The sequence below is a fragment of the Bradyrhizobium sp. WYCCWR 12699 genome (assembly GCF_032144035.1).
Taxonomy (GTDB): domain Bacteria; phylum Pseudomonadota; class Alphaproteobacteria; order Rhizobiales; family Xanthobacteraceae; genus Bradyrhizobium.
The window spans coordinates 934757-954585 of record NZ_JAVTJN010000039.1; the positions used below are offsets into that span (position 1 = coordinate 934757).

At 64.7% G+C, this 19829-nt stretch carries 18 protein-coding genes; 9 read left to right on the forward strand and 9 right to left on the reverse strand.

The window, feature by feature from the left end; genetic code table 11:
- A partial coding sequence (locus RPS27_RS35115; RefSeq protein WP_313754992.1) for a transposase occupies positions 1–340 on the reverse strand: 340 nt, incomplete at its 3' end.
- A gap of 333 nt (positions 341–673) precedes the next feature.
- Between RPS27_RS35115 and RPS27_RS35120 the strand changes: the two genes are divergently transcribed.
- The 4 genes from RPS27_RS35120 (at position 674) to RPS27_RS35135 (ending at position 3390) form a co-directional block, all read left to right on the forward strand.
- A complete protein-coding gene (locus tag RPS27_RS35120) occupies positions 674–1618 on the forward strand; it encodes a metallophosphoesterase family protein (RefSeq protein ID WP_212065242.1) in 945 nt (314 codons plus the stop codon).
- A 14-nt stretch (positions 1619–1632) separates the two neighbouring features.
- Positions 1633–1968, forward strand: a complete 336-nt coding sequence (locus tag RPS27_RS35125) for a cupredoxin family copper-binding protein (RefSeq protein WP_194407098.1) — start codon at positions 1633–1635, stop codon at positions 1966–1968.
- A 109-nt stretch (positions 1969–2077) separates the two neighbouring features.
- The gene (locus tag RPS27_RS35130) at positions 2078–2626 is read left to right on the forward strand and encodes a sigma-70 family RNA polymerase sigma factor (RefSeq protein WP_194407097.1); all 549 of its coding nucleotides are present in this window, start codon (positions 2078–2080) and stop codon (positions 2624–2626) included.
- Positions 2623–3390: an anti-sigma factor family protein gene (locus RPS27_RS35135; RefSeq protein WP_211417699.1), complete on the forward strand. Its 768-nt coding sequence runs from the start codon at positions 2623–2625 to the stop codon at positions 3388–3390. Before RPS27_RS35130 ends, RPS27_RS35135 begins: the two co-directional genes overlap by 4 nt.
- 311 nt (positions 3391–3701) lie before the next feature.
- Here the strand turns inward: RPS27_RS35135 and hpnO are convergent, their stop codons facing one another.
- Positions 3702–5093 (reverse strand): aminobacteriohopanetriol synthase HpnO, encoded by a 1392-nt coding sequence (gene hpnO / locus RPS27_RS35140; protein WP_194407094.1) that lies wholly within the window; start codon positions 5091–5093, stop codon positions 3702–3704.
- Between the two features lie 141 nt (positions 5094–5234).
- On the opposite strand from hpnO, the gene RPS27_RS35145 reads away from it, so the two are divergent.
- The gene (locus tag RPS27_RS35145) at positions 5235–5867 is read left to right on the forward strand and encodes a DUF2147 domain-containing protein (RefSeq protein WP_194407093.1); all 633 of its coding nucleotides are present in this window, start codon (positions 5235–5237) and stop codon (positions 5865–5867) included.
- Here RPS27_RS35145 and RPS27_RS35150 read toward each other — a convergent pair.
- Positions 5835–8423, reverse strand: a complete 2589-nt coding sequence (locus RPS27_RS35150) for an MMPL family transporter (RefSeq protein WP_212065243.1) — start codon at positions 8421–8423, stop codon at positions 5835–5837. The two genes, RPS27_RS35145 and RPS27_RS35150, sit on opposite strands and share 33 nt — an antisense overlap.
- A gap of 465 nt (positions 8424–8888) precedes the next feature.
- Here RPS27_RS35150 and ispH point away from each other — a divergent pair, with 465 nt between their 5' ends.
- Positions 8889–9815 carry a 4-hydroxy-3-methylbut-2-enyl diphosphate reductase gene (gene ispH / locus RPS27_RS35155; protein ID WP_212065244.1) on the forward strand — a complete coding sequence of 309 codons (927 nt, stop codon included), beginning with the start codon at positions 8889–8891 and terminating at the stop codon, positions 9813–9815.
- A 36-nt stretch (positions 9816–9851) separates the two neighbouring features.
- Complete coding sequence (gene hpnH, locus RPS27_RS35160) at positions 9852–11012, forward strand: adenosyl-hopene transferase HpnH (protein WP_212065245.1); 1161 nt, start codon at positions 9852–9854, stop codon at positions 11010–11012.
- Positions 11013–12182: 1170 nt separating this feature from the next.
- Here the strand turns inward: hpnH and RPS27_RS35165 are convergent.
- The 6 genes from RPS27_RS35165 to RPS27_RS35190 all read right to left on the reverse strand — a co-directional run bounded on the left by RPS27_RS35165 (position 12183) and on the right by RPS27_RS35190 (position 18331).
- Positions 12183–12932 (reverse strand): phosphorylase, encoded by a 750-nt coding sequence (locus RPS27_RS35165; protein WP_211417703.1) that lies wholly within the window; start codon positions 12930–12932, stop codon positions 12183–12185.
- A complete protein-coding gene (gene shc / locus RPS27_RS35170; RefSeq protein WP_212065246.1) occupies positions 12929–14881 on the reverse strand; it encodes a squalene--hopene cyclase in 1953 nt (650 codons plus the stop codon). Before shc ends, RPS27_RS35165 begins: the two co-directional genes overlap by 4 nt.
- A 61-nt stretch (positions 14882–14942) precedes the next feature.
- Positions 14943–16196, reverse strand: coding sequence for a hydroxysqualene dehydroxylase HpnE (hpnE, locus tag RPS27_RS35175; RefSeq protein WP_211417705.1), 1254 nt, complete (start codon positions 16194–16196; stop codon positions 14943–14945).
- A complete protein-coding gene (gene hpnD / locus RPS27_RS35180; protein ID WP_194407086.1) occupies positions 16196–17035 on the reverse strand; it encodes a presqualene diphosphate synthase HpnD in 840 nt (279 codons plus the stop codon). The genes hpnE and hpnD overlap by 1 nt, the downstream gene beginning before the upstream one ends.
- Positions 17025–17909: a squalene synthase HpnC gene (hpnC, locus tag RPS27_RS35185; RefSeq protein WP_212065247.1), complete on the reverse strand. Its 885-nt coding sequence runs from the start codon at positions 17907–17909 to the stop codon at positions 17025–17027. Before hpnC ends, hpnD begins: the two co-directional genes overlap by 11 nt.
- Positions 17910–18097: 188 nt before the next feature.
- Positions 18098–18331 carry a hypothetical protein gene (locus RPS27_RS35190; protein ID WP_194407084.1) on the reverse strand — a complete coding sequence of 78 codons (234 nt, stop codon included), beginning with the start codon at positions 18329–18331 and terminating at the stop codon, positions 18098–18100.
- Positions 18332–18790: 459 nt separating this feature from the next.
- Between RPS27_RS35190 and RPS27_RS35195 the strand changes: the two genes are divergently transcribed.
- Both RPS27_RS35195 and RPS27_RS35200 read left to right on the forward strand, forming a co-directional pair.
- Positions 18791–19288: a hypothetical protein gene (locus tag RPS27_RS35195; protein ID WP_211417707.1), complete on the forward strand. Its 498-nt coding sequence runs from the start codon at positions 18791–18793 to the stop codon at positions 19286–19288.
- Between the two features lie 178 nt (positions 19289–19466).
- Positions 19467–19817 carry a hypothetical protein gene (locus RPS27_RS35200; protein WP_249131460.1) on the forward strand — a complete coding sequence of 117 codons (351 nt, stop codon included), beginning with the start codon at positions 19467–19469 and terminating at the stop codon, positions 19815–19817.
- The last annotated feature ends 12 nt before the right edge of the window (positions 19818–19829 follow it).

Sequence of the window (19829 nt, forward strand, 5' to 3'; positions counted from 1 at the left end):
TAGCGGCAGGCTGCATGGCCCGGGCAAAGCTCGCCAGCATCCGGGCATCGATCGGGTCGGTCTTGGCGAGCTGGCCGCTGGCGCGCGCAAAGTCCCGGGCCCGGGCCGGGTTGATCCGGGCAAAGCGGATGCCGGCCTGGCTGAGCGCCTCACGAAGCTCAAGGTCATAGACGCCCGTGGCTTCAAAGACGACCAGCACATCGCATCGCCAACGCGCCGCGATCTGTGTGATGGCCTGCGGCGCGTTGGCGATGCGCTCCGGCACGCCCAGGCTCTCATCGAAGATATCGAGATATCGTTTGGAGACGTCGATTCCGACGTAACGAGGGCGTATGATCATGGTGCCTGTCCCTGTGATGCGAGGTCTGTTGGCGCAGCCTCGTGCAACTGTTCAGGTTGATAGATGGAACGGGCGGGAGACCGAGCCGGCTCACGGCGTCAAGCGCCAAGGACCCAACGGCTTCCCGCCCACTCCACCATGACAGGATTTCGATACACAGGGGCCCATAGTGCAGCTTGCTGGGCCCGGCTCTGCGCAGCAACGCTCCGCATTGCAGCGCGTCCAGAACACGAAATCGTTCTGCTCACGAAAACGTCATCCCACCCGGGAATAAGTTTCCCTCTCCCGCAATCACCTCCCCGAAGCCCAATTCAGGGCGAGCGGAGATGCGCGATGAGCGGACACGATCACGGGAACGACGGCGTCAACCGCCGCAAGGTGCTGGAATGCATGACATGGGCCGGCACCGGGGTGCTCTGGACCGTCACGGGCGGCGTGCCGCGCTCGCTCGGCATCATCGATTCCGCACAAGCTGCGACCGCGGCCGCCCCCGGCATGACCTTCCTGCAGATCAGCGACAGCCATGTCGGCTTCGACAAGCCGGCCAATCCCAACGCGCTCGGCACGCTGGAGGAGGCCGTGAACAAGATCAACGCGATGCCGGTCAAGCCGTCTTTCATGATCCACACCGGCGACATCACCCATCTGTCCAAGGCCGCCGAGTTCGACAACGCCGAGCGCATCATCTCGCAGACCAAGCTCGACGTGCATTACGTGCCCGGCGAGCACGACTTCATCGATGAGGAGGTGAAGCTCTATCGCGAGCGCTACGGCCGCGGCACCAAGGGCCACGGCTGGTATTCGTTCGACGCCGGCGGTGTGCACTTCATCGGCCTCGTCAACGTGGTCGATCTCAAGGCCGGCGGTCTCGGCAATCTCGGCGCCGAGCAGCTCGCATGGCTCGAGGACGACCTGCGCGGCAAGTCGAAATCGACGCCTATCGTCTTGTTTGCGCACATTCCGCTCTGGACCGTCTATCCCGAGTGGGGCTGGGGCACCGAGGACGGCGGCCGCGCGCTCGAATACGTCAAGGGCTTCGGCTCGGTCACCGTGCTCAACGGCCACATCCACCAGGTGATGCAGAAGGTCGAGGGCAACGTCACCTTCCACACCGCGCGCTCCACCGCTTTCCCGCAGCCGGCGCCGGGCGCCGCTCCCTCGCCCGGCCCGATGAAGGTCGAGGACGCCAGGCTCCGAAGCATGCTCGGCGTTGCCAGCGTCAACTTCAAGCAAAACGAGCAGCTGCTCGCGATCATCGACACGCCGCTCCAGGGCTAGAGTGGAAGCTGACAATGAAGACACTCAACCGCCGCGACTTCGGCGTCGATCTCGGTCTCGCCTTGGCCGCTTCCATCCTGTTGCCCGCAACAAGCGCCCGCGCCGACGACATGGAGATTCATATCGACAATTTCGTCTTCCAGCCGCCCGAGCTCACAATCAAAGTCGGCACCACCGTGACCTGGACCAACCGGGACGACATCCCCCACACTGTGGTGTCGGCCGGCAAGTTCAGGTCCAAGACCCTGGACACCGACGACAAGTTCACGTTCACCTTCACCAATGCGGGCGACTACAAATATTTTTGTTCGTTGCACCCGCATATGACGGGGATGATCAAGGTTGAGTAACCTCTCCAACCAAGGCATCAACGTCTTGCCCGGCCGGTGGTCCCACGCCGGCCGGGCGCGTGCGCCTTCGATCGCGACAACAGAAGAAGCAGAGGCAAAGCGAGGAGCGATGCCCGCCACCGACGATTTGCAGAAGGCGCAACGCTTCCGCGAAGCAGCGCTGCCCTATCTCGACGACGTCTACACGCTCGCGCGCTATCTGCTGCGCGATGCCTCCGACGCCGAGGATGCGGTGCAGGAATGTTATCTGCGCGCGCTGAAGCACTTCGACAGCTATCGCGGGCCGGCCATGAAGCCCTGGCTGTTCGCGATTCTGCGCAATGTCTGCAACGCCGAATATGCGCGGCGCGCGTCGAGGCCCAGCCCGATCGAGGATACGCCCGGTGCCGCCGAGCAGACGCCGATCTGGCAGGAGAACGAGGCAAGCCCGGAAACCGAGATGCTGCGCAGCCGCGATGCCGGCGCGATCCGCAAGCTGATCGACGCGCTCGCCGAGCCGTTCAAGGAAACCTTCGTGCTGCGCGAGATCAACAACCTGTCCTATCGTGAAATCGCCGACGCCGTCGGCGCCCCCGTCGGCACCGTGATGTCCCGCCTCGCCCGCGCCCGCGCCATGCTGCGCGCGGCCTGGACGGCGGAAGAGGAGCAAGCGAAATGACCTGCGACGAAGCAAGGATCCTGCTTCACGCGCTGCTCGACAACGAGCTCGATGCCGGCCATGCGCGCGAGGTCGAAGCCCATATCGCAACCTGCCCGGACTGCGCCGCGGAGCTCGCCTCGCAGCGCGAGATGCAGCGCGTGCTTGCCGACGCCGATCTGCGCTACACGGCGCCGGCGAGCCTGCGCAACCGGATCGAAGCCTCGCTGCCGCAGGCACCGCGTCGGCAGCCGTCACGCCGCTCCGTGCTGCGCGGCTTTGCGATGGGCTCGGCCGTCTCCGCGCTCGCCGCCTCCGGCGTCGTCGCATTTGTGCTGCGCCAGGACGACCAGCAGCGCATCCTGTCGGAGGTCGTCTCCGCGCATCTGCGCTCGCTCCAGGCGGGCCACCTCACAGACGTGGTCTCGACCGACCAGCACACGGTCAAGCCGTGGTTCAACGGCAAGCTCGACGTCGCCCCGCCCGTGATCGATCTCACCGCGCAAGGCTTCACGCTGGTCGGCGGCCGGCTCGACTATATCGACGCCCGCGCCATCGGCGCCGTCGTCTACCGGCGCCGGCAGCATGTGATCAACCTGTTCGTGTCGCAGACCTCGAACGCCGAGTATCGCGCGCCGAAGACCGAGACGATGCAGGGCTTCAACTGCCGCCGCTGGGGCAATCGCGGCCTGAACTTCTGGGCCGTCAGCGACATCGGCGCCGACGAGCTCGCCGAGTTCGTCGACAAGTTCGAGGCGGCGATGAAGGCGAATGTGGAGGGTTAATTGCAGGCAGCGGGCGAAGCGCCGCACCATGGTTTGAAGAAGTGACGCCTCTCACAGTCCTCGCGAGCGCAATTCGACAGATTGCAGCTCCATTGGGAGGACAGACATGATTCCGTCACTGATTATCTGCACCACGCTTCCGTCGATGTTCGCGGCGGGCTGCGCTGCATTGCTGGCCCTCAAGGAGCGCTAGCAATGGATTTGGTTCGCGCTCCTCGCCGCCATTGCCGGCTTTGCCGGCCTGTTCACGCTGAACATGCTTCATATCTGGGACTACGCCGGGCGCTGCTGATCGGCGCGTCGGCCGAAGATCAGGCCGACCTTCTCACCGCGTTGTCCACCAGCGTCTTACCGAGCGACCAGATCGCGCCGGGGACCTTGTGGCTGCCGGCGATGACGTCGTCGAACGCCTTCTCGATCCAGGTGCAGTCTTCCTCCGTGATGGTGAGCGGCGGCAGCAGCTTGATGGTGTGGCTGCCGTGGCCGGCGACCTGCGTCAGGATCTTGTGGTCCTTGAACAGCGGCACGGTGATGAGCTGGCAGAACAGGCCCTTGTTGGCGGTCTCCAGCACGTTCCACGAGGCGCGCAGACGCAGCGACTTCGGCGGGCCGAACTCGACGCCGATCATCAGGCCCTTGCCGCGCACTTCCTTCATCAGCTCGTAGCCGGGCACCATGCGCGTCAGCGCGAGGCGCAGCTCGGCACCGCGCTTGGCGGCGGACTCGATCAGCTTCTCGGACTCCATAACGTCGAGCGTCGCAATGCCCGCGGCCATCGCCAGATCGTTCTTGGAGAACGTGGAGCCGTGCACCACGGCGCGGTCCATCTGGTTGAAGATCTTGTCGAAGATGGCCTTGCGCGTCAGCACCGCGCCGACCGGCACGTGGCCGCCCGAGAGCGACTTCGACAGCAGCACCATGTCGGGCTCGACGTTCCAGTGCTCGACCGCGAGGAAGCGGCCGGTTCGGCCCATGCCGGTCTGGATCTCGTCGGCGACGAACAGCGTGCCGTATTTCTTGCAGAGCGCAGCCGCGCCGGGCAGGAACTCGTCGGTGGGCATGTTGACGCCCTTGCCCTGAATCGGCTCGACGACGAAGGCCGCGACCTCGCGCGAGGCCAGCGCCTTTTCCAGCGCCGCCAGATCGTTGAACGGGATCGAGGTGCAGCCCGGCAGCAACGGCTCGAAGCCGGTGCGGAAATTCGAATCACCGGTCAGCGACAGCGCGCCATAGGTCAGGCCATGATAGCCATGGGCGCAATAGACGATGCCGGGGCGCCCCGTGGCGCCGCGCGCGAATTTGATCGCGGCCTCGACGCATTCGGCGCCAGAATTGGCGAAGAACGCCTTGTCGAGATAGGGGACGTATTTCAGGAGCCGCTCGGCGAGCACGCCGGCGAGCACCGAGACGTCGAACTGCACGAGGTTGGGCAGGTCGGCATCGAGCACGCTCTTGAGCGCATCGCGCATGACCGGATGATTGCGCCCGATCGCAAACACGCCGAAGCCGGACAGCAGGTCGAGATAGCGCGCGCCGTCGCGATCGTAGAGATACTGCCCCTGCCCCTTCTGGAAGCCGACATCGTAGCCGATGGTCTTGAGGACCCGAACGAACTGCTCGTTCAGATACCGATTATGCAGGGTGCTGCGCTGGGCCTGACGGTCCGCGAATAGCTGAGACATGTCTGGATTTGGGCTGTGCATCCGTTACATACTTCGGTTGAGGGTCGTCTCGTCAACTGAAAAGGGACCGTGACTGAAAACGGTCTGTGCGGCCTTTTGCCCTTTTTCGGACCATCTTCGCAAGCACAGCTTTAAACCATGTTGCACTGCCGAGGAACTATCATGCGTTTAGCCCTTTACACCGGACTAATACTGGCAGGCGGTTACACCTGCCTGACCCCGGCGCTCGCCGCCGACCCGACCGGCGACTGGCGGGTCGCGGACGGCGTCGCCAACATCCGCGTCGCCCAATGCAATGGCAGCATGTGGGGCGCCGTTGCCTGGGAAAAGAAGCCCGGCGGGCGCGACGAGAACAATCCGGATGTCTCGAAAAAGAACAGGCCGACGCTCGGCATGGTGACGCTGATCGACATGAAGAAGAAGGCGGGCGCCGATCAGTGGGAGGGACAGGTCTACAACGCCCAGGACGGCCAGATCTACAGCGCGACCATCACGCCTGTCAGCACCGACCAGCTCGAAATCAAGGGCTGCGTGATGGGCTTCCTCTGCGGCGGCGAGACCTGGACCCGGGTCGGCCCGCCGATCCCCTTGAGCCCCGCCAACGCCATGGCCAAGGGCGGGCCGAAGCCCGCCGGCGCTGCGCCGAAAGCCGCAGGCACGACGGTTGCGGCCGCGCCCGCGCCTGCTCCCGCAGCCCCGAAGGCGGCCGGCGCCGCCAAACCCGCTCAGAAGGGCGCCGCCGATCCGGTCGGCGACATCTGCCTACTCCCTGAGATTGCGGGGTTTGCCCATTAGGGCCGGCTGGAACAGCAACACGGCTGCGAGCGTCGTCACCAGCGAGAGCGCCAGCAGCTTGCCCATGCTGGACGTACCGGGATGGCTCGACAGCCACAGGCTGCCGAACGCCGTCGCGGTCGTCAGCGCGCTGAAGAAGATCGCGCGTGTCAGGCTGGTCTGGAGCAGGTTTGTCCTGCCTGAGCGCCAGGCCACGACATAATAGATCTTGAAGGCGACGCCGACGCCGAGCAGCAGCGGGAACGCGACGATGTTGGCGAAGTTGAGCGGCAGGCCGATCAACACGCAGATCTCGAGCGTCACCGCGCCCGCAACCAGGAGCGGCACCAAGGTCATCAGCACGTCGACGAACCGGCGCAGCGTGATCCACAGCAAGAGGCTGATCACCAGCAGCGCATAGATGCCGGCGTGGATGAACGCCCGCACCACGGTGTCGCCGGATTTCAAGATCGAGACCGGCCCGCCGATCGCGGTCGGCTCGGCAACGAGCACCGCCGCCGCAAATTTGCGCAGCGTGTCGTTGTCGTTGGGATCACCCTTGGGCAGCGCCTCGACACGGATGATGCCGTCCTTGCTCTTCCAGGCACTCGCGAGGTCGGGCGGCAGCGAGTTCAGGGTGACGGGCCCCGCCTGCATCGCGTTCCTGAGCTGGTCGAACACGACCTTCAACGGCGCGACGAACACATCCTGCGCCTTGTTGCGTGTCGCCTCGTCGCCATTGGCGAGCTTTTCGAGCGCGTCGGCGAGACGGCGCGAGGCGACCGCGCCCGGGCCTTTCGCGTCGCCCGCGGTTCGGCGGAGATTGTCGACCGAGGATTTCAGGGCCTCGACGTTCTCCTGGTCGGACGGCGCCGCATCGATCTGATCGGGGTTGAGCGCGGGGTTCAGCACCTTGGCGCCCTGCGCGAGCAGCTTCAGCTTCGGCGGCTGGTCCTGCGGCACGAAGCTGTTGAGCGACATCACCCGCAGCACTTCGGGCACCTTCTCCAGCTTCGCCTCGATCTGCCTTGCCTGCTCCTCGGACGTCGCCATCACGTTGATGGCGTTGGCGCCGGTGTTGGGGTCCTTGCGCAGATCGAGGAAGGTCGCGATCGATTCGGCACGCGGGTTACGCAAGTTCATCGGGTTGAAATCGAACTTCATGAAATAGAGCAGCGGCAGGCCGGCGAGCGCCAGCAATAGCGTGCCGCCGACGACCAGCACGCGGTGCTTCTCCAGGAAATTGTCGAGCGGCGCGAGGAAGGCATAGCCGACCGGCTCCTTCTCGCCGGGCGGGTTCAGCAGCTTCAGCATGGCCGGCAGAACGGTGATCGACGAGAGGAACGCCACCAGCATGCCGACGCCGGCGATCTGGCCGAGCTCCGCGATGCCCTTGTAGTCGGTCGGCATGAAGCAGAGGAAACCGGCGGCCGTCGCCATCGCCGCGAGCGACAGCGGCACCGCCGAGCGCTTGGCCGCCAGCACCAGCGCACCCGAGAGGTCGTTGTGCTTGTAGCGCTCCGAGCGGTAGCGGACGCTGTACTGGATGCCGAAATCGACGCCGAGGCCGACGAACAGCACCGCGAACGCGATCGACAGCAGATTGAACGATCCGACCATCATCAGTCCGGCCGCGGTCGTGATCGCAAGGCCGACGAAGAGATTGATGAACACTGCGAAGATGATCTTCGACGAGTGCAGCGCCAGCCACAGGATGACCAGCACGACGAGAACGGTGCCGACGCCGTTGACGACGGCGCCTTCCTGCACGGTGGCGTATTCCTCGTTGGCGATCGGAATCGGTCCGGTGAGCCGCACGCGGGCCTGGTACTTGGTTGAAAAATCCAGATCCGTTGCGGCCTTGCGGATCGCGTCGGTGGCGTCCTTGCCGGGCTCCAGCGCGTTGTAGTCGAGGATCGGCTTGAACTCGATGAAAGCGCGCTTGTCGGAATCCTTCAGCGGCTCGTCGCTGACGAGCTCGCGCCATGAGAAGCTCGCATTGCCCTTGTTGAGCACGGTCTCGACCGTCTGCGCGATCAGGTTGAAGGGCCGCTCGGTGTTGTCGAGCTTGACTTGGCCGCGCTTGACGCCCGCAAGTCCGGTTTCCAGCGCGCCGGTCAGGCCGCGGATCGAGGGATCGCCGGCCATGATCTCGATCAGGGGCGCGGCGGATTCGAACTGGCCGGTGATCTTGCCGACCTCTTCCGTAGGCAGGAACAGCAGGCCGTTCTTCTCGAAGAACTCGCCGCTGCCGAGCTGCTGCATCGACTGGAAGTTGGTCTTGTCGCCTTTCAGCTTGGCATAGAGCGCGTCTGCCGCAGCGCTCGCCATCTCCGGCGTTCGGGCTTCGACCACCGCGAGGATCAGTTCATTCTGATCGAACGCCTTGTCGAATTGCTGGTCACGCTTGCGCCAGTCAAGGTTCTGAGAAATCAGTGAATTGATGTCGGTGTTGATGGCGAAGTGCTGGGACGCGTAATAGCCCGCGCCCACCGCCAGCAGGAGCCCGAGAACGACGACGAGGGAGGCAAGCCGGGTGCAGGCCCTGACGATGGCAACGACTACGCTTTGCAGCACTTCTTTTCTTTCTGCGGTTAACAGCTTGCCGGAAACGCCCGCTGTTTATCGGAGTTCCCGGGCGAAACCTATCGCTGTTTTGGGTGGTTCTCGCCGCAACAAGGTTCGAAGTAAACGGCGGGAGACCGGGCAAAATCATGCGGGGCGGCCCGGTATAGCCGGCGAGTTGAGGCGGGAAAGTGGCCAAGGGTGAGCGCAAATGTCGCCATTTCGCATGAGATGAAATCCATACTATGATACCTTCAAGCCGGTGGCAGGGTATCCCAGGGTTTCATTCGAGCTTTCCTTGCTGCCGATTTTTTGACACAAAGTATTGTGCCTCCATGCGCCGGAGCCCCAACGGGGGTGGGTGGCTACCGCATGCGCGAACCAATGGTGCGGATATTGCAACTCATTGGTCAGTATCGGGGTGCCGCCGGGAACTTGCGGAAAGCGGATTGGTGCAACTTGCGTGATGGGCGTCCTATGGAAGTTTATCTGGCGCAACCGCGTGGCTTCTGCGCGGGCGTGGTGCGTGCAATCGAGATCGTGGAACGGGCGCTGGAGAAGTACGGCCCGCCCGTCTACGTGCGCCACGAGATCGTGCACAACAAATACGTCGTCGAGAGCCTGAAGAACAAAGGCGCCATCTTCGTCGAGGAACTGTCCGAGGTTCCGCCGGGATCGGTGACGGTCTTCAGCGCCCATGGCGTCGCCCGGAGCGTCGAGGAAGAGGCCGCCGCGCGCGACCTTCCGGTGCTCAACGCCACCTGCCCCCTGGTCACGAAAGTTCACAATCAGGGGAAGCGCTACATCACCAGGGGCCGCACGCTGATACTGATCGGCCATGCCGGCCACCCCGAAGTCGAGGGCACGATGGGCCAGGTTCCCGCCCCCGTGCTGCTTGTTCAAAGCATTCAAGAGGTTAAGGCGCTCACCCTGCCGGCGGATACGCCAGTGGCCTACATCACCCAGACCACCCTGTCGGTCGACGACACCAAGGACATCATCGCGGCCCTCCAGGCCCGCTTTACAGACATTCAAGGTCCGGATATCCGGGATATCTGCTATGCGACACAGAACCGCCAATCTGCGGTAAGGGACTTGAGCAAGCTGGTCGACGTGATCTTGGTGGTGGGCGCTGCCAACAGCTCGAATTCGAACCGGCTTCGCGAAATCGGCACCGAGGCCGGCGTCGCGAGTTATTTGATTGCCGACGGCAGCGAGCTCAATCCGGAGTGGTTGAAAAATGCCAGGACCGTCGGCATCACGGCCGGCGCTTCGGCGCCTGAGGTACTCGTGGATGACGTGATCGAAGCGATGCGGCGGATCGGACCGGTGAAGGTCCAGGTGTTGCCGGGCCGCGAGGAAAACATCGAATTCCGGCTTCCGGCCCAACTGGCTGCGAGCTGACCCACCCGAATTGAAAAGCCCAGAAAGAAACTTGTAATGGCAATCCCCTTCTTCAAGGAAATGCGTATCGGCGGCTATTTGCTCAAGCAGAAACTGCTTGGCCGCAAGCGCTACCCGCTCGTGCTGATGCTGGAGCCGCTGTTTCGCTGCAACCTCGCCTGCGTCGGCTGCGGCAAGATCGACTATCCCGATGCGATCCTCAATCGCCGCATGACCGCACAGGAGTGCTGGGACGCGGCCGACGAGTGCGGCGCGCCGATGGTGGCGATTCCCGGCGGCGAGCCGCTGATCCACAAGGAGATCGGCGAGATCGTGCGCGGCCTGGTCGCGCGCAAGAAGTTCGTCTCGCTCTGCACCAACGCGCTGCTGCTCGAGAAGAAGCTCGACCTGTTCGAGCCCTCCCCGTACCTGTTCTTCTCCGTGCATCTCGACGGCCTGCGTGACCATCACGACAAGGCCGTCTCGCAGAAGGGCGTGTTCGACCGCGCCGTGTCCGCGATCAAGGCGGCCAAGGCGCGCGGCTTCACCGTCAACGTCAACGCCACCATCTTCGACGGCCATCCGGCCGAGGAGATCGCAAAGTTCCTGGACCTCACCGTCGAGCTCGGCGTCGGCGTCTCGATGTCGCCGGGCTACGCCTATGAGCGTGCGCCGGACCAGGAGCACTTCCTCAACCGCACCAAGACCAAGAAGCTGTTCCGCGACGTCTTCGCGATGGGCAAGGGCAAGAAGTGGAACTTCATGCATTCCGGCCTGTTCCTGGACTTCCTCGCCGGCAACCAGGAATACGAGTGCACGCCCTGGGGCATGCCCGCGCGCAACATCTTCGGCTGGCAGAAGCCCTGCTACCTGCTCGGTGAAGGCTACGCAAAAACCTTCAAGGAGCTGATGGACACCACCGACTGGGAAACCTACGGCACCGGCAAGTACGAGAAGTGCGCCGACTGTATGGCCCATTGCGGCTACGAGCCGACGGCTGCGACTGCCGCGCTCAACAACCCGCTGAAGGCGATGTGGGTGTCGCTGCGCGGCATCAGGACCTCGGGCCCGATGGCGCCGGAGATCGACATGAGCAAGCAGCGTCCGGCCCAGTACATCTTCTCGGCGGAAGTGCAGAAGCGCCTGTCGGAGATCCGCAAGGACGAGGCCGAAGCCGCGCAGGCGAAGGCCGCGCAGAAGGCTTCGACCGCCGCGTAAGCGGACGCAATCAACTCTCACGACGAAGGCCCGGCCGCGATCGCGACCGGGCCTTTTCTTTGGGCTGGTGTGCCGCAAGATGAACCGCCCGTGTCCCGGACGCGCTGCAGCGCGCTTTGCGCTGCTGCGCAGAGCCGGGACCCAGCAGCCGCGTGCCGCGCGTCGATGCATGGGCCCCGGCTCTGCAGCGCACCGCGCAAGTGCGCGCTGCGCTGCGTCGGGGGCACAGGACGCGAGTGTATCGCTCTCTCCACGTCATTGCGAGGAGCTCTTGCGACGAAGCAATCCAGACTGCGTCCGCGGAAAGATTCTGGATTGCTTCCGCCTTCGCCAAAGGCTTCGGCGGACAAGTCGCTGCGCTCGCAAAGACGGAGCAAGTGGCAAGCGGATCGCACTTCATCGGCTTCGTAACTGCAGACACACTTGCGCATTCCCGCGGCTTCTTTCGCCCGAGTTTTGCTGTTCGTTCGCCCTCGAAAGACCAGAGGACGCAGGGAAGGCCGGGCGCCGGCGGCACCCGCGGTCCGTGCGCAATGGAAAATGCACACGGGGTGGATCACAGGTGTTGCCGGTCGCCCGGCCTTCCCTGCGCGGATGGTTTTAACGGTGTCCTTCGTGCTCTCCTCGGGGAGCGTTGCACTATTGCCCCCGTCACCTCGCAGCTGATCGATGCACGTGCCGGTTGGCCGCCACATCACCGCGAGGTTTGACGCCAGAACCGCGGGCGTCGGGACCACACGACTTCTCCGTCCGCGGACGGTTTCGACCTGATCGCCGGGAGCTCGCGTGTGCTCACCTCCGACGACGACCGAAGCCGCTGTGACCGCGCCGTGTCGTAGCGCGCCGCGCATGACTCAACGGTCGCCCGCCCCTGTCACCGCCTGTCGCGCCGGCGCTACCGCGTCCACCGCACCCCGACCCGCATTTCGTGACGATCGCGAAGCGCCCCTCTGGCAGGGCCGGGATGGCGCTCCATGCCACAAATCCGAAATTCGGGAAAGTGGAATATTTTTGTACGGAGGGGTTGACGGGGTTTGCGGTGTTTTGCCGACGGCTCTCGCCGGCACCAGTCCAGTACTGTCAGCGAGTTACATCCGGATCAGGGACACCAAACAAAAAGGCCCGATCGCGCGACCGGGCCTTTCCTTATTCTAGGGATCGACGTCCCGCTCACGCCGCCTTCGACACCATTGCCTCGCTCTCGATCAGCTCGGTCCCGATCAGATAATCGCGGCAGCCGCGCAAGGATCGCAGCGCGCGGTTGAAGTCGATGCCGGTCGAGACCAGGGCATGCAGCGTCGCCGGATTGCGGACGATGCCGCGCAGCACGGCGGCGAGGTCGATCTGGCCGTTCGGCTTGATGGCGGCGCGGGCGAGCGCCGGCAGGGCGCGGTGGGCGGGATCGCTGATGACGCGGACCGCGGCGAAGGGCAGCCCGGCTTCCGTGGCGTAGGCGGCGGCGATGTGGCTTTCCATGTCGACGGCGGCAGCACCCGTCTCCGAATGCAGCGCCGCCTTGCAGGAGCTCTTCGTGACCACTTCCTCGGCGCCGGCGAGGCTGCCGCGCACCACGCGGCGGCGGCCCGAGGTCAGGCGATCGATCAGATCGTCGCCGAGCGAGAGGCCTGCGGCCCAGCGGGTGTCGCCGGAGAGCACCTCGGTCGCCAGCACGACGTCGCCGGAGCGCAGCGTCGGGTCCAGCCCGCCGGCCACGCCGAACGAGATCACGCCGCGAATCGTCTCAGGATCGACCACCGTCAGCAGCGCCCGCAATTGCGTCGGGCTGCTGGATGAGCAGATGACCGCCATTCCTGGCCCGGCCGCGATGCGGGCCTCCTGCACCAGTCCGGTCACGATCAATATCGGCCGCGGGTCGATGGCCTGACCCGCGGTAAAATAGTCCCCCGTCCCCAAAGTCACATTCCGACCCCTACCACCCTGCTGTTGGTGTTCCGCAAGTTCCGATACCGCGCCAACGCCCACAGCGGAAAGAACTTTGGGTAACCATGATAACGTAGATAGAACACGCGGGGGAAGCCTGTGGCGGTGTACCGCTGCTCGTCCCACAGTCCTTTTTCGTTCTGTGTTGCAATCAGGTACTCCACCCCGCGGGCGACGGCCGGGTGATCAACCTCGCCTGCCGCCATGAGGGCAAGCAAGGCCCATGCCGTTTGCGAGGCGGTCGAGGGGGCGGCTTCCCAGCCCCGGTAGTCCAGCCGGTAGCTCACGGCATCCTCGCCCCAGCCGCCGTCCTCGTTCTGGATCGAGGCCAGCCAGTCGGCGGCCTTGCGAATCATGGGATCCCCATGGTCGACGCCGGCCATGTTGAGGGCACAGAGCACCGACCAGGTTCCATAGATGAAATTCATGCCCCAGCGGCCGTACCAGGACCCCTCGGGGTGCTGGGTCTTCCGGAGGTAAGCGACCCCGTCGGCCACGTGCTTGCTGGTCTTCGCGGTCTCGCCGAGCTGGGCCAGCATCGAGATGCAGCGCGCCGTGACGTCCTCGGTCGGCGGATCGAGCAGCGCGCCGTGGTCCGAGAACGGGATGTTGTTGAGGTAATATTCGAGATTGTTGACGTCGAAGGCGGCCCAGCCGCCGTCGTCGCTCTGCATGCCCTCGATCCACTCACGGCCGCGCGCGATGGCGGCGTCATAGCCGGTGGCGCCGTGCTCCCGGCGCATGCGGTCCATCGACATCACCACCACCGCGGTGTCGTCGAGGTCGGGGTAATGCGCGTTGTTGTACTGGAAGGCCCAGCCGCCCGGGCGCACGCCGGGCCGCTTCACCGCCCAGTCGCCCTTCACCTCGAGCTCCTGCCGCGGGATCAGCCAGTCGAGGCCCTGCTTGGCCGCGGGCACCGCCTTGTCGCCGCCAGCTTCGAGCAACGCGTGTGCGGTCAGCGTCGTGTCCCAGACCGGCGAGACGCAGGGCTGGCAATAGGCCTCGTTGTCGTGGATCACCAGCAGCTTGTCGATGCCACGGCGCGTGATCGCGCGCGGCGGGAAATTCTCGTCCTTGCCGAGCGCGTCGTACATCATGACGATGTTGGCCATGGGCGGATAGATCGCGCCCATGCCGTCCTCGCCGTTGAGCCGCTCCTCGGTGAAGGCGAGCGCAGCATCGATGGCGCGCTTGCGCAGGCTCTTCGGAAACATCGGCTCGACCACGCGCAGAATGCCGTCGAGCGCGCGGAACAGCACGAACCAGGCCATGCTCTGGTGCGGCGCCTTGGCGGTCATGCCGATCGAGCGCGGATCCTGCAGGAACAGTTCGTCGATGCCGACGCCCTTCGGGTTCTTCGCGCGCGGCTTCAGCGCCGCGAGCACCATGAGCGGCACCATGGTGGTGCGCGCCCAGTAGGAGATCTTGTTGAGGTGGAACGGCGACCAGAACGGCAGCAGCACGATCTCGATCGGCAGCACCGGCACCGCGCGCCAGGTCACCACGCCGTACATCGCAAGCAGGAAGCGGGTGAAGACGTTGCTGTTGATCGCCCCGCCGCGGGCGTGGATCGCCTCGCGCGCACGCACCATGTGCGGCGCGTCCACGGAATCGCCGATCATCTTCAGCGCGAAATAGGCCTTCACGCTGGCGCTCATGTCGAACTCGCCGTCATGCACCAGCGGCCAGCCGCCATGGGCACCCTGGATGCGGCGCAGATAATTGGCGATCTTGGCTTCGAGCGCGACATCGACGGGCTCGGCGAGATAGTGGCGCAACAGGACGTATTCGGCGGGAATCGTGCAGTCGGCCTCGAGCTCGAACACCCAATGGCCGTCGGATTGCTGGACGTCGAGGACGCCCTGCGTCGCCGATGCAATGCTCGATTCCAAAGCTTCGCGGCTGGTCGCGGTCACGGAATCCATGTCGCTCGATTGCTCCGATAGTCGATTGAAATAGGCCGGGACATTTGCCCGTCAGGGCCGCCTATCCTTTGGCGGCCAGAACCAGATCGGCGGCGCGATCACCGGACCGGACTGATCCCTCGATGGTTGCAGGCAATCCCGTAGCAGTCCAATCCCCCGCAAGGAACAGGTTTTTCAGCGCTGTGACCGGCCCCGGGCGCAGGGCATTCTGCGCCGGCGTTGCCGCAAATGTGGCACGGCGCTCGCGCACGATCTGCCACGGAGGCAGCTCACCCGACACCCCGCCCGCCTTGCAGACGTCGTTCCAGATCGTCTGCGCGAGTTCCTCGCGCGGCATGTCGACCAGACGATCGCCATTGCTGATGGTGACGGACAGCCGGTTCGGAAACGCGAATAGCCATTCCACGACGCCGCCGATTACGCCGAGGATCGGCGCCGAGCCCGCCGGCGGCGTGATGCGGAAATGCGCGTTCACGATGGCGCGGAATTCGGTCGGCGTCTTCAGCCCCGGCAGCAGGCCGGCGGCGGCGCGCGGCGGCACCGCCATCACGACGACATCGCCCTCAGCGAGCTGGATCACGTCCTCGCCGCCGAAATGCAGCGCACTGGCCTTGCCGTCGCCGCTCGCAAACGAACGCAGCTCATGGCCGAGCTGAACGGTGTGTCCACGATCCTGCAGAAACTTCACAGCGGGCTCGATCAGCACGGCGCTGAGGCCGTCGCGCGCGATCAGCGGACGGCAGGCCTGCCCGCCCGCAAGCAGCGTCTCGCGCACGATCGCGCCGGCGAGCCCGGCCGAGCCCTCGGGCGGATCGACGTTGAGCGCTGCCAGCAGCAGCGGCTGCACCAGGCGCTGATAGAGGATGCCTTCGGTCGGAATGGACTTGCCGACCAGCGTCTCTTCCGACGCCCAGATCAGCGGCGCCAGCTTCAGATAATCGGTGAGACCCGTATCGGGAACGCGACGGCCCTCGTCGAGCACCCAGGTCGGCAGCCGGCCGGTGCCGAGATCGATCTGCCAGCGCTGCCCGGTCTTGAGGTCGACGAACGGAAACTGCGCGCTCTCCGGGCCGACGAGGCCGGCCTCGGTGCCGATCGCGCGCGCATAGGCGCGGGCGTGGCTGTTGCCCGACAGCAGCAGATGATTGCCGTTGTCGATGGTGAGGTTGGTGGCGCCGTCGAAATAGGAACGGCAGCGGCCGCCGACCTGCTGCGTCGCCTCGTGCACGGCGACCTTGAAGCCGGCATTGGCGAGCCGCACGGCGGCGGAGAGGCCGGAAATTCCAGCACCGATGATGTGAGCTGTCTTTTGCATCAGATGAAAGCGTAGCGGAGCAGGATCAGGATGCGTGTGATCTTCGACACACGTACCGGCTGGCGCGGCGCATTGAAACCGCGCGCAATCAGGAGATCCAGAATGGAATGATAGTATTTCGACATGATCCGCGGCGCGCGCACGGTGCGGCGCTTGTTGCGGTTCATGATCTCGTCCGACTTCTCGAAATGCGCTTTCGCACGCTGCGTCAGCGGCAGGCAGACCTTCGGCAGCGCGCGCTCGGCGATCACGCGGTTCGGATCGTCGGAGGTGATGCCGGCATGCAGCAGCGCCTCCCGCGGCAGATAGAGCCGGCCGAGACCCGCGTCCTCGTCGATGTCGCGCAGGATGTTGGTGAGCTGAAGCGCGCGGCCCAGATGATAGGCGAGCTGGATGCCGTCGTCTTCGGGCAGGCCGAACACCCGCACCGACAGCCGTCCCACGGCGCTGGCGACGCGATCGCAGTACAGATCCAGCGTCGCCATGTCGGGCGCGCGGATGTCCTGCGGCACGTCCATCTCCATGCCGTCGACGATCGCCAGGAAATCCTCGCGCTTGAGGCCGAAGGTCTTCACCGAGGCGACATAGTCCTTCAGCCGCGGCGGCGGATTGCCCTGGTAGAGCGCGTCGATGTCGTTGCGCCATTCCTGCAGCGCGGCGAGCCGCTCTTCGCGCGGGCCATGGGAATCGGCGATGTCGTCGACCTGGCGGCAGAAGCTGTAGATCTGGAACATCGCTTCGCGCTGGTCGCGCGGCAGGATGCGCATCGCGGCGTAGAAGGAGCTGCCGGATGCGGTCGAGCCATAATTGGCGCCGGGCGCTGTCGCCTCAAGCGTCATGTGCGGTCCCCGGTCTGGAAATGGCCTTGCGTCCCATCGCGCGGCGGCCGGCCTCACCGAGCATTCCGGCAAGGCTGAAGACGAGCAGTTCGAACTTGTTCAGATGCACCCGCTCGCGCAGCGGATCGCGCACCTTCAAGAGGCGCACGATGCGGTCGGCATAGGCCTGGATCACCGCGACGTCGATGCCGAGACGGAAATCCCGGATCTCCGCAGCCAGCGACCTGCCCTCGTCGAGCAGCGCTTCGTTGCGCGCGGCGAGCGCCTGCAGGCAGGCCAGCATCGCCGGCGGCGACTGTGAAAGCCCGAGCTGCTCGACCGAGGCGCCGTGTGCTGCCAGCGCATCGCGCGGCAGATAGACGCGGTCGAGCTCGCGGAAATCCTTGCCGCAATCCTGCAAATGATTGTTGATCTGCAGCCCCGCGCAGAGCGCATCCGATGCCGCCCAGGTCGAGGTGCTCTCGCCATGGACGTCGAGCATGAAGCGGCCGACCGGCATCGCCGAATAGCGGCAATAGTGAATGACCTCGTCCCAGGTCTCATAGCGCAGCTTGGTCACGTCCATGCGGAACGCGATCAGCACGTCGAGCGCATGGCGCGGCGCCATGCCGCGCTCGGCGAGCGCACGGCGCAAGCTGACGGCCTCGGCCTGGGTGTCGCCCTTGCCGAGCAGCTCCGCCTCGAGCAGGTCGAGATAGGCCAGCTTCTGGTCGGGCGGCAGCGTCGCGTGGTCGGCGATGTCGTCGGCGGTGCGGACAAAATTGTAATACGCCAGGATCAGGGCGCGATGACGCGGATGAATGATCCAGGACGCGACGGGAAAATTCTCGTCGCGGTCTCCCTTGCCGGATCGCAATTCGCTCGCAGAGGTCATCGAGGGCTGGCTACAATCGTTTGGATAGAAAGGGCTTGTTCTCGCGGGCTCATGCCGGCGATCCGCCGCGGCCCCCATATAGGGGAATACGGCCGCAAAACCAATCCTGTCTGGCGATGGCTGCCCTTCCGCGAATCGGGCCCGAAAAGGCGGCCCTCGAGGCCGCCTTTGTGGGCCAGTGGCCGATCTTACTGGTTGTGGTTCTTCAGGACCTGGTCGCAGGCCTGCGAGATCTTGGACCGGTTCTCCTTGAGGCAGGCCAGGATGGTGAAATCGCCCTGGTCGATGACCGGACGGCAGAACTTCTGCACGTCGCGCGTGCAGGCCTTCTGCTCGGACTCGGTGCCACGCCCCTGCTGGGCGAACGCCACCGTCGAAACAGATGCCGACAGCAGGGTGAGAGCGACGAGAAGCTTACGCATTGTATTCCTTCATTCTGACGGCAGAATCGCACCGAACCCGGACTGCACAGGGCGGACGACCGGAACGGATTGTTCTGATGGCAAGTCGCCGCGCGGTAGCGGCCTCGGAGAAGGCACAAGCACTGGCAAATGCGGCCAAATTGGCGCCGCGCCCACCAAATCAGGTCTTCCCTTAGCCTTCATTGGCAGATGTAAGAGATTGATACTACGTTATAATTCAGGACCGCTGCGTTTTACTGCATACCTGTTGCAGAGCTGCATCTCTCCGCGCGGCCTTTTCCGCCGGAAACATACCGAAACAGAGCAAATCGGCGGATCCAGGCCTGGCGCGAGGCGTTGTGAACCGCCATCTCTGGCAGCCTGGCTTTGAACCTGACACCGGCTCGGAGCACTAAACTTTCGATGTGGCGAGACGTTCTCGAGCGTGAGCGGGCGTCGTTCTAAAACGGGATATTTGAGATGAAATTCTTTGGGCGATCTGGACTGGCAATCAAGGCGGCCGGCATCGGGGCGGCACTGCTCTTCTCGGTTTCGGCAAGCCACGCTCAGTCCTCCGGCCCGTTTGCCGGCTTCGACGGCGCCTGGACCGGCACCGGCACGGTGTCGCTGTCCGACGGCTCCACCGAGCGCATTCGCTGCAAGGCCGATTACAAGGTCGCCGGCAGCGGCCTCAATTTGAAGCAGGCTCTGCACTGCGCGTCCGACAGCTACAAGTTCGACCTCACCAGCGACGTGACGAGCCAGGGCGAGCGCATCTCCGGCAATTGGAGCGAGTCCAGCCGCAACATCTTCGGCAATCTGCAGGGCACCGCCGGCGGCGGCCAGATCGACGTGTTCGTCGAGGCCAACGGCTTTGCCGCCAACCTCTCGCTGCGCACCAACGGCACCAAGCAGACGGTGCAGATCTCGTCCAAGGGCGAGATCCGCGGCGTCAACATCACCATGACGAAGAGCTGATCTCGCCAGCTCGAAAAGGATCAAAGCCCCCGGTTCTGCCGAGCCGGGGGCTTTTTGCTGACATGAACTCACCCGGAACCGGCTTGCCGAGATGGACCCGATCCGCAGACATCTGCTCAAGGCCGCCGGGCTCTTCATGGCCACGCGCGCCTTCGCCGATGACCCGCCTGGAGCGAGCATGCAGCCTTCGTCCGTGAAGCCGCGTCACGTGCTCTGCTTCCTCGGCAAGAATGAAAACCTGCTGCAGCCGCCGAAGGCGGTGGCCAAGACCATCGCCGATTTCGGCTTCGAGATCGACCGCACCCATTCGCAGGCAAGGCCCGATGCGAACATGACGCGTTCGTTCGGCGTTTGCTGGGACCGTGTCTTCCCGAAAGCGTGGTCTTCATTGCTGATGGATGAGATCGCCGACGCCATGGCCGAGCAAGGCATCGATGCGACCTTGCGCAATCGCAGGCTCACGCTGTCGCGCGAAGCTCAGGCCGACTTCAAGTTCAATCCGTACGGGATCGTTCGGATCGAGGCGTGAGCGCTGGGCGAC

Bases quoted from the DNA above. Each gene is read 5' to 3' on its own strand.
- RPS27_RS35120 (WP_212065242.1), top strand. From the start codon at position 674: ATGAGCGGACACGATCACGGGAACGACGGCGTCAACCGCCGCAAGGTG.
- RPS27_RS35125 (WP_194407098.1), top strand. From the start codon at position 1,633: ATGAAGACACTCAACCGCCGCGACTTCGGCGTCGATCTCGGTCTCGCC.
- RPS27_RS35130 (WP_194407097.1), top strand. From the start codon at position 2,078: ATGCCCGCCACCGACGATTTGCAGAAGGCGCAACGCTTCCGCGAAGCA.
- RPS27_RS35135 (WP_211417699.1), top strand. From the start codon at position 2,623: ATGACCTGCGACGAAGCAAGGATCCTGCTTCACGCGCTGCTCGACAAC.
- hpnO (WP_194407094.1), bottom strand. From the start codon at position 5,093: ATGCACAGCCCAAATCCAGACATGTCTCAGCTATTCGCGGACCGTCAG.
- RPS27_RS35145 (WP_194407093.1), top strand. From the start codon at position 5,235: ATGCGTTTAGCCCTTTACACCGGACTAATACTGGCAGGCGGTTACACC.
- ispH (WP_212065244.1), top strand. From the start codon at position 8,889: ATGGAAGTTTATCTGGCGCAACCGCGTGGCTTCTGCGCGGGCGTGGTG.
- hpnH (WP_212065245.1), top strand. From the start codon at position 9,852: ATGGCAATCCCCTTCTTCAAGGAAATGCGTATCGGCGGCTATTTGCTC.
- shc (WP_212065246.1), bottom strand. From the start codon at position 14,881: ATGGATTCCGTGACCGCGACCAGCCGCGAAGCTTTGGAATCGAGCATT.
- hpnE (WP_211417705.1), bottom strand. From the start codon at position 16,196: ATGCAAAAGACAGCTCACATCATCGGTGCTGGAATTTCCGGCCTCTCC.
- hpnD (WP_194407086.1), bottom strand. From the start codon at position 17,035: ATGACGCTTGAGGCGACAGCGCCCGGCGCCAATTATGGCTCGACCGCA.
- hpnC (WP_212065247.1), bottom strand. From the start codon at position 17,909: ATGACCTCTGCGAGCGAATTGCGATCCGGCAAGGGAGACCGCGACGAG.
- RPS27_RS35190 (WP_194407084.1), bottom strand. From the start codon at position 18,331: ATGCGTAAGCTTCTCGTCGCTCTCACCCTGCTGTCGGCATCTGTTTCG.
- RPS27_RS35195 (WP_211417707.1), top strand. From the start codon at position 18,791: ATGAAATTCTTTGGGCGATCTGGACTGGCAATCAAGGCGGCCGGCATC.
- RPS27_RS35200 (WP_249131460.1), top strand. From the start codon at position 19,467: ATGCAGCCTTCGTCCGTGAAGCCGCGTCACGTGCTCTGCTTCCTCGGC.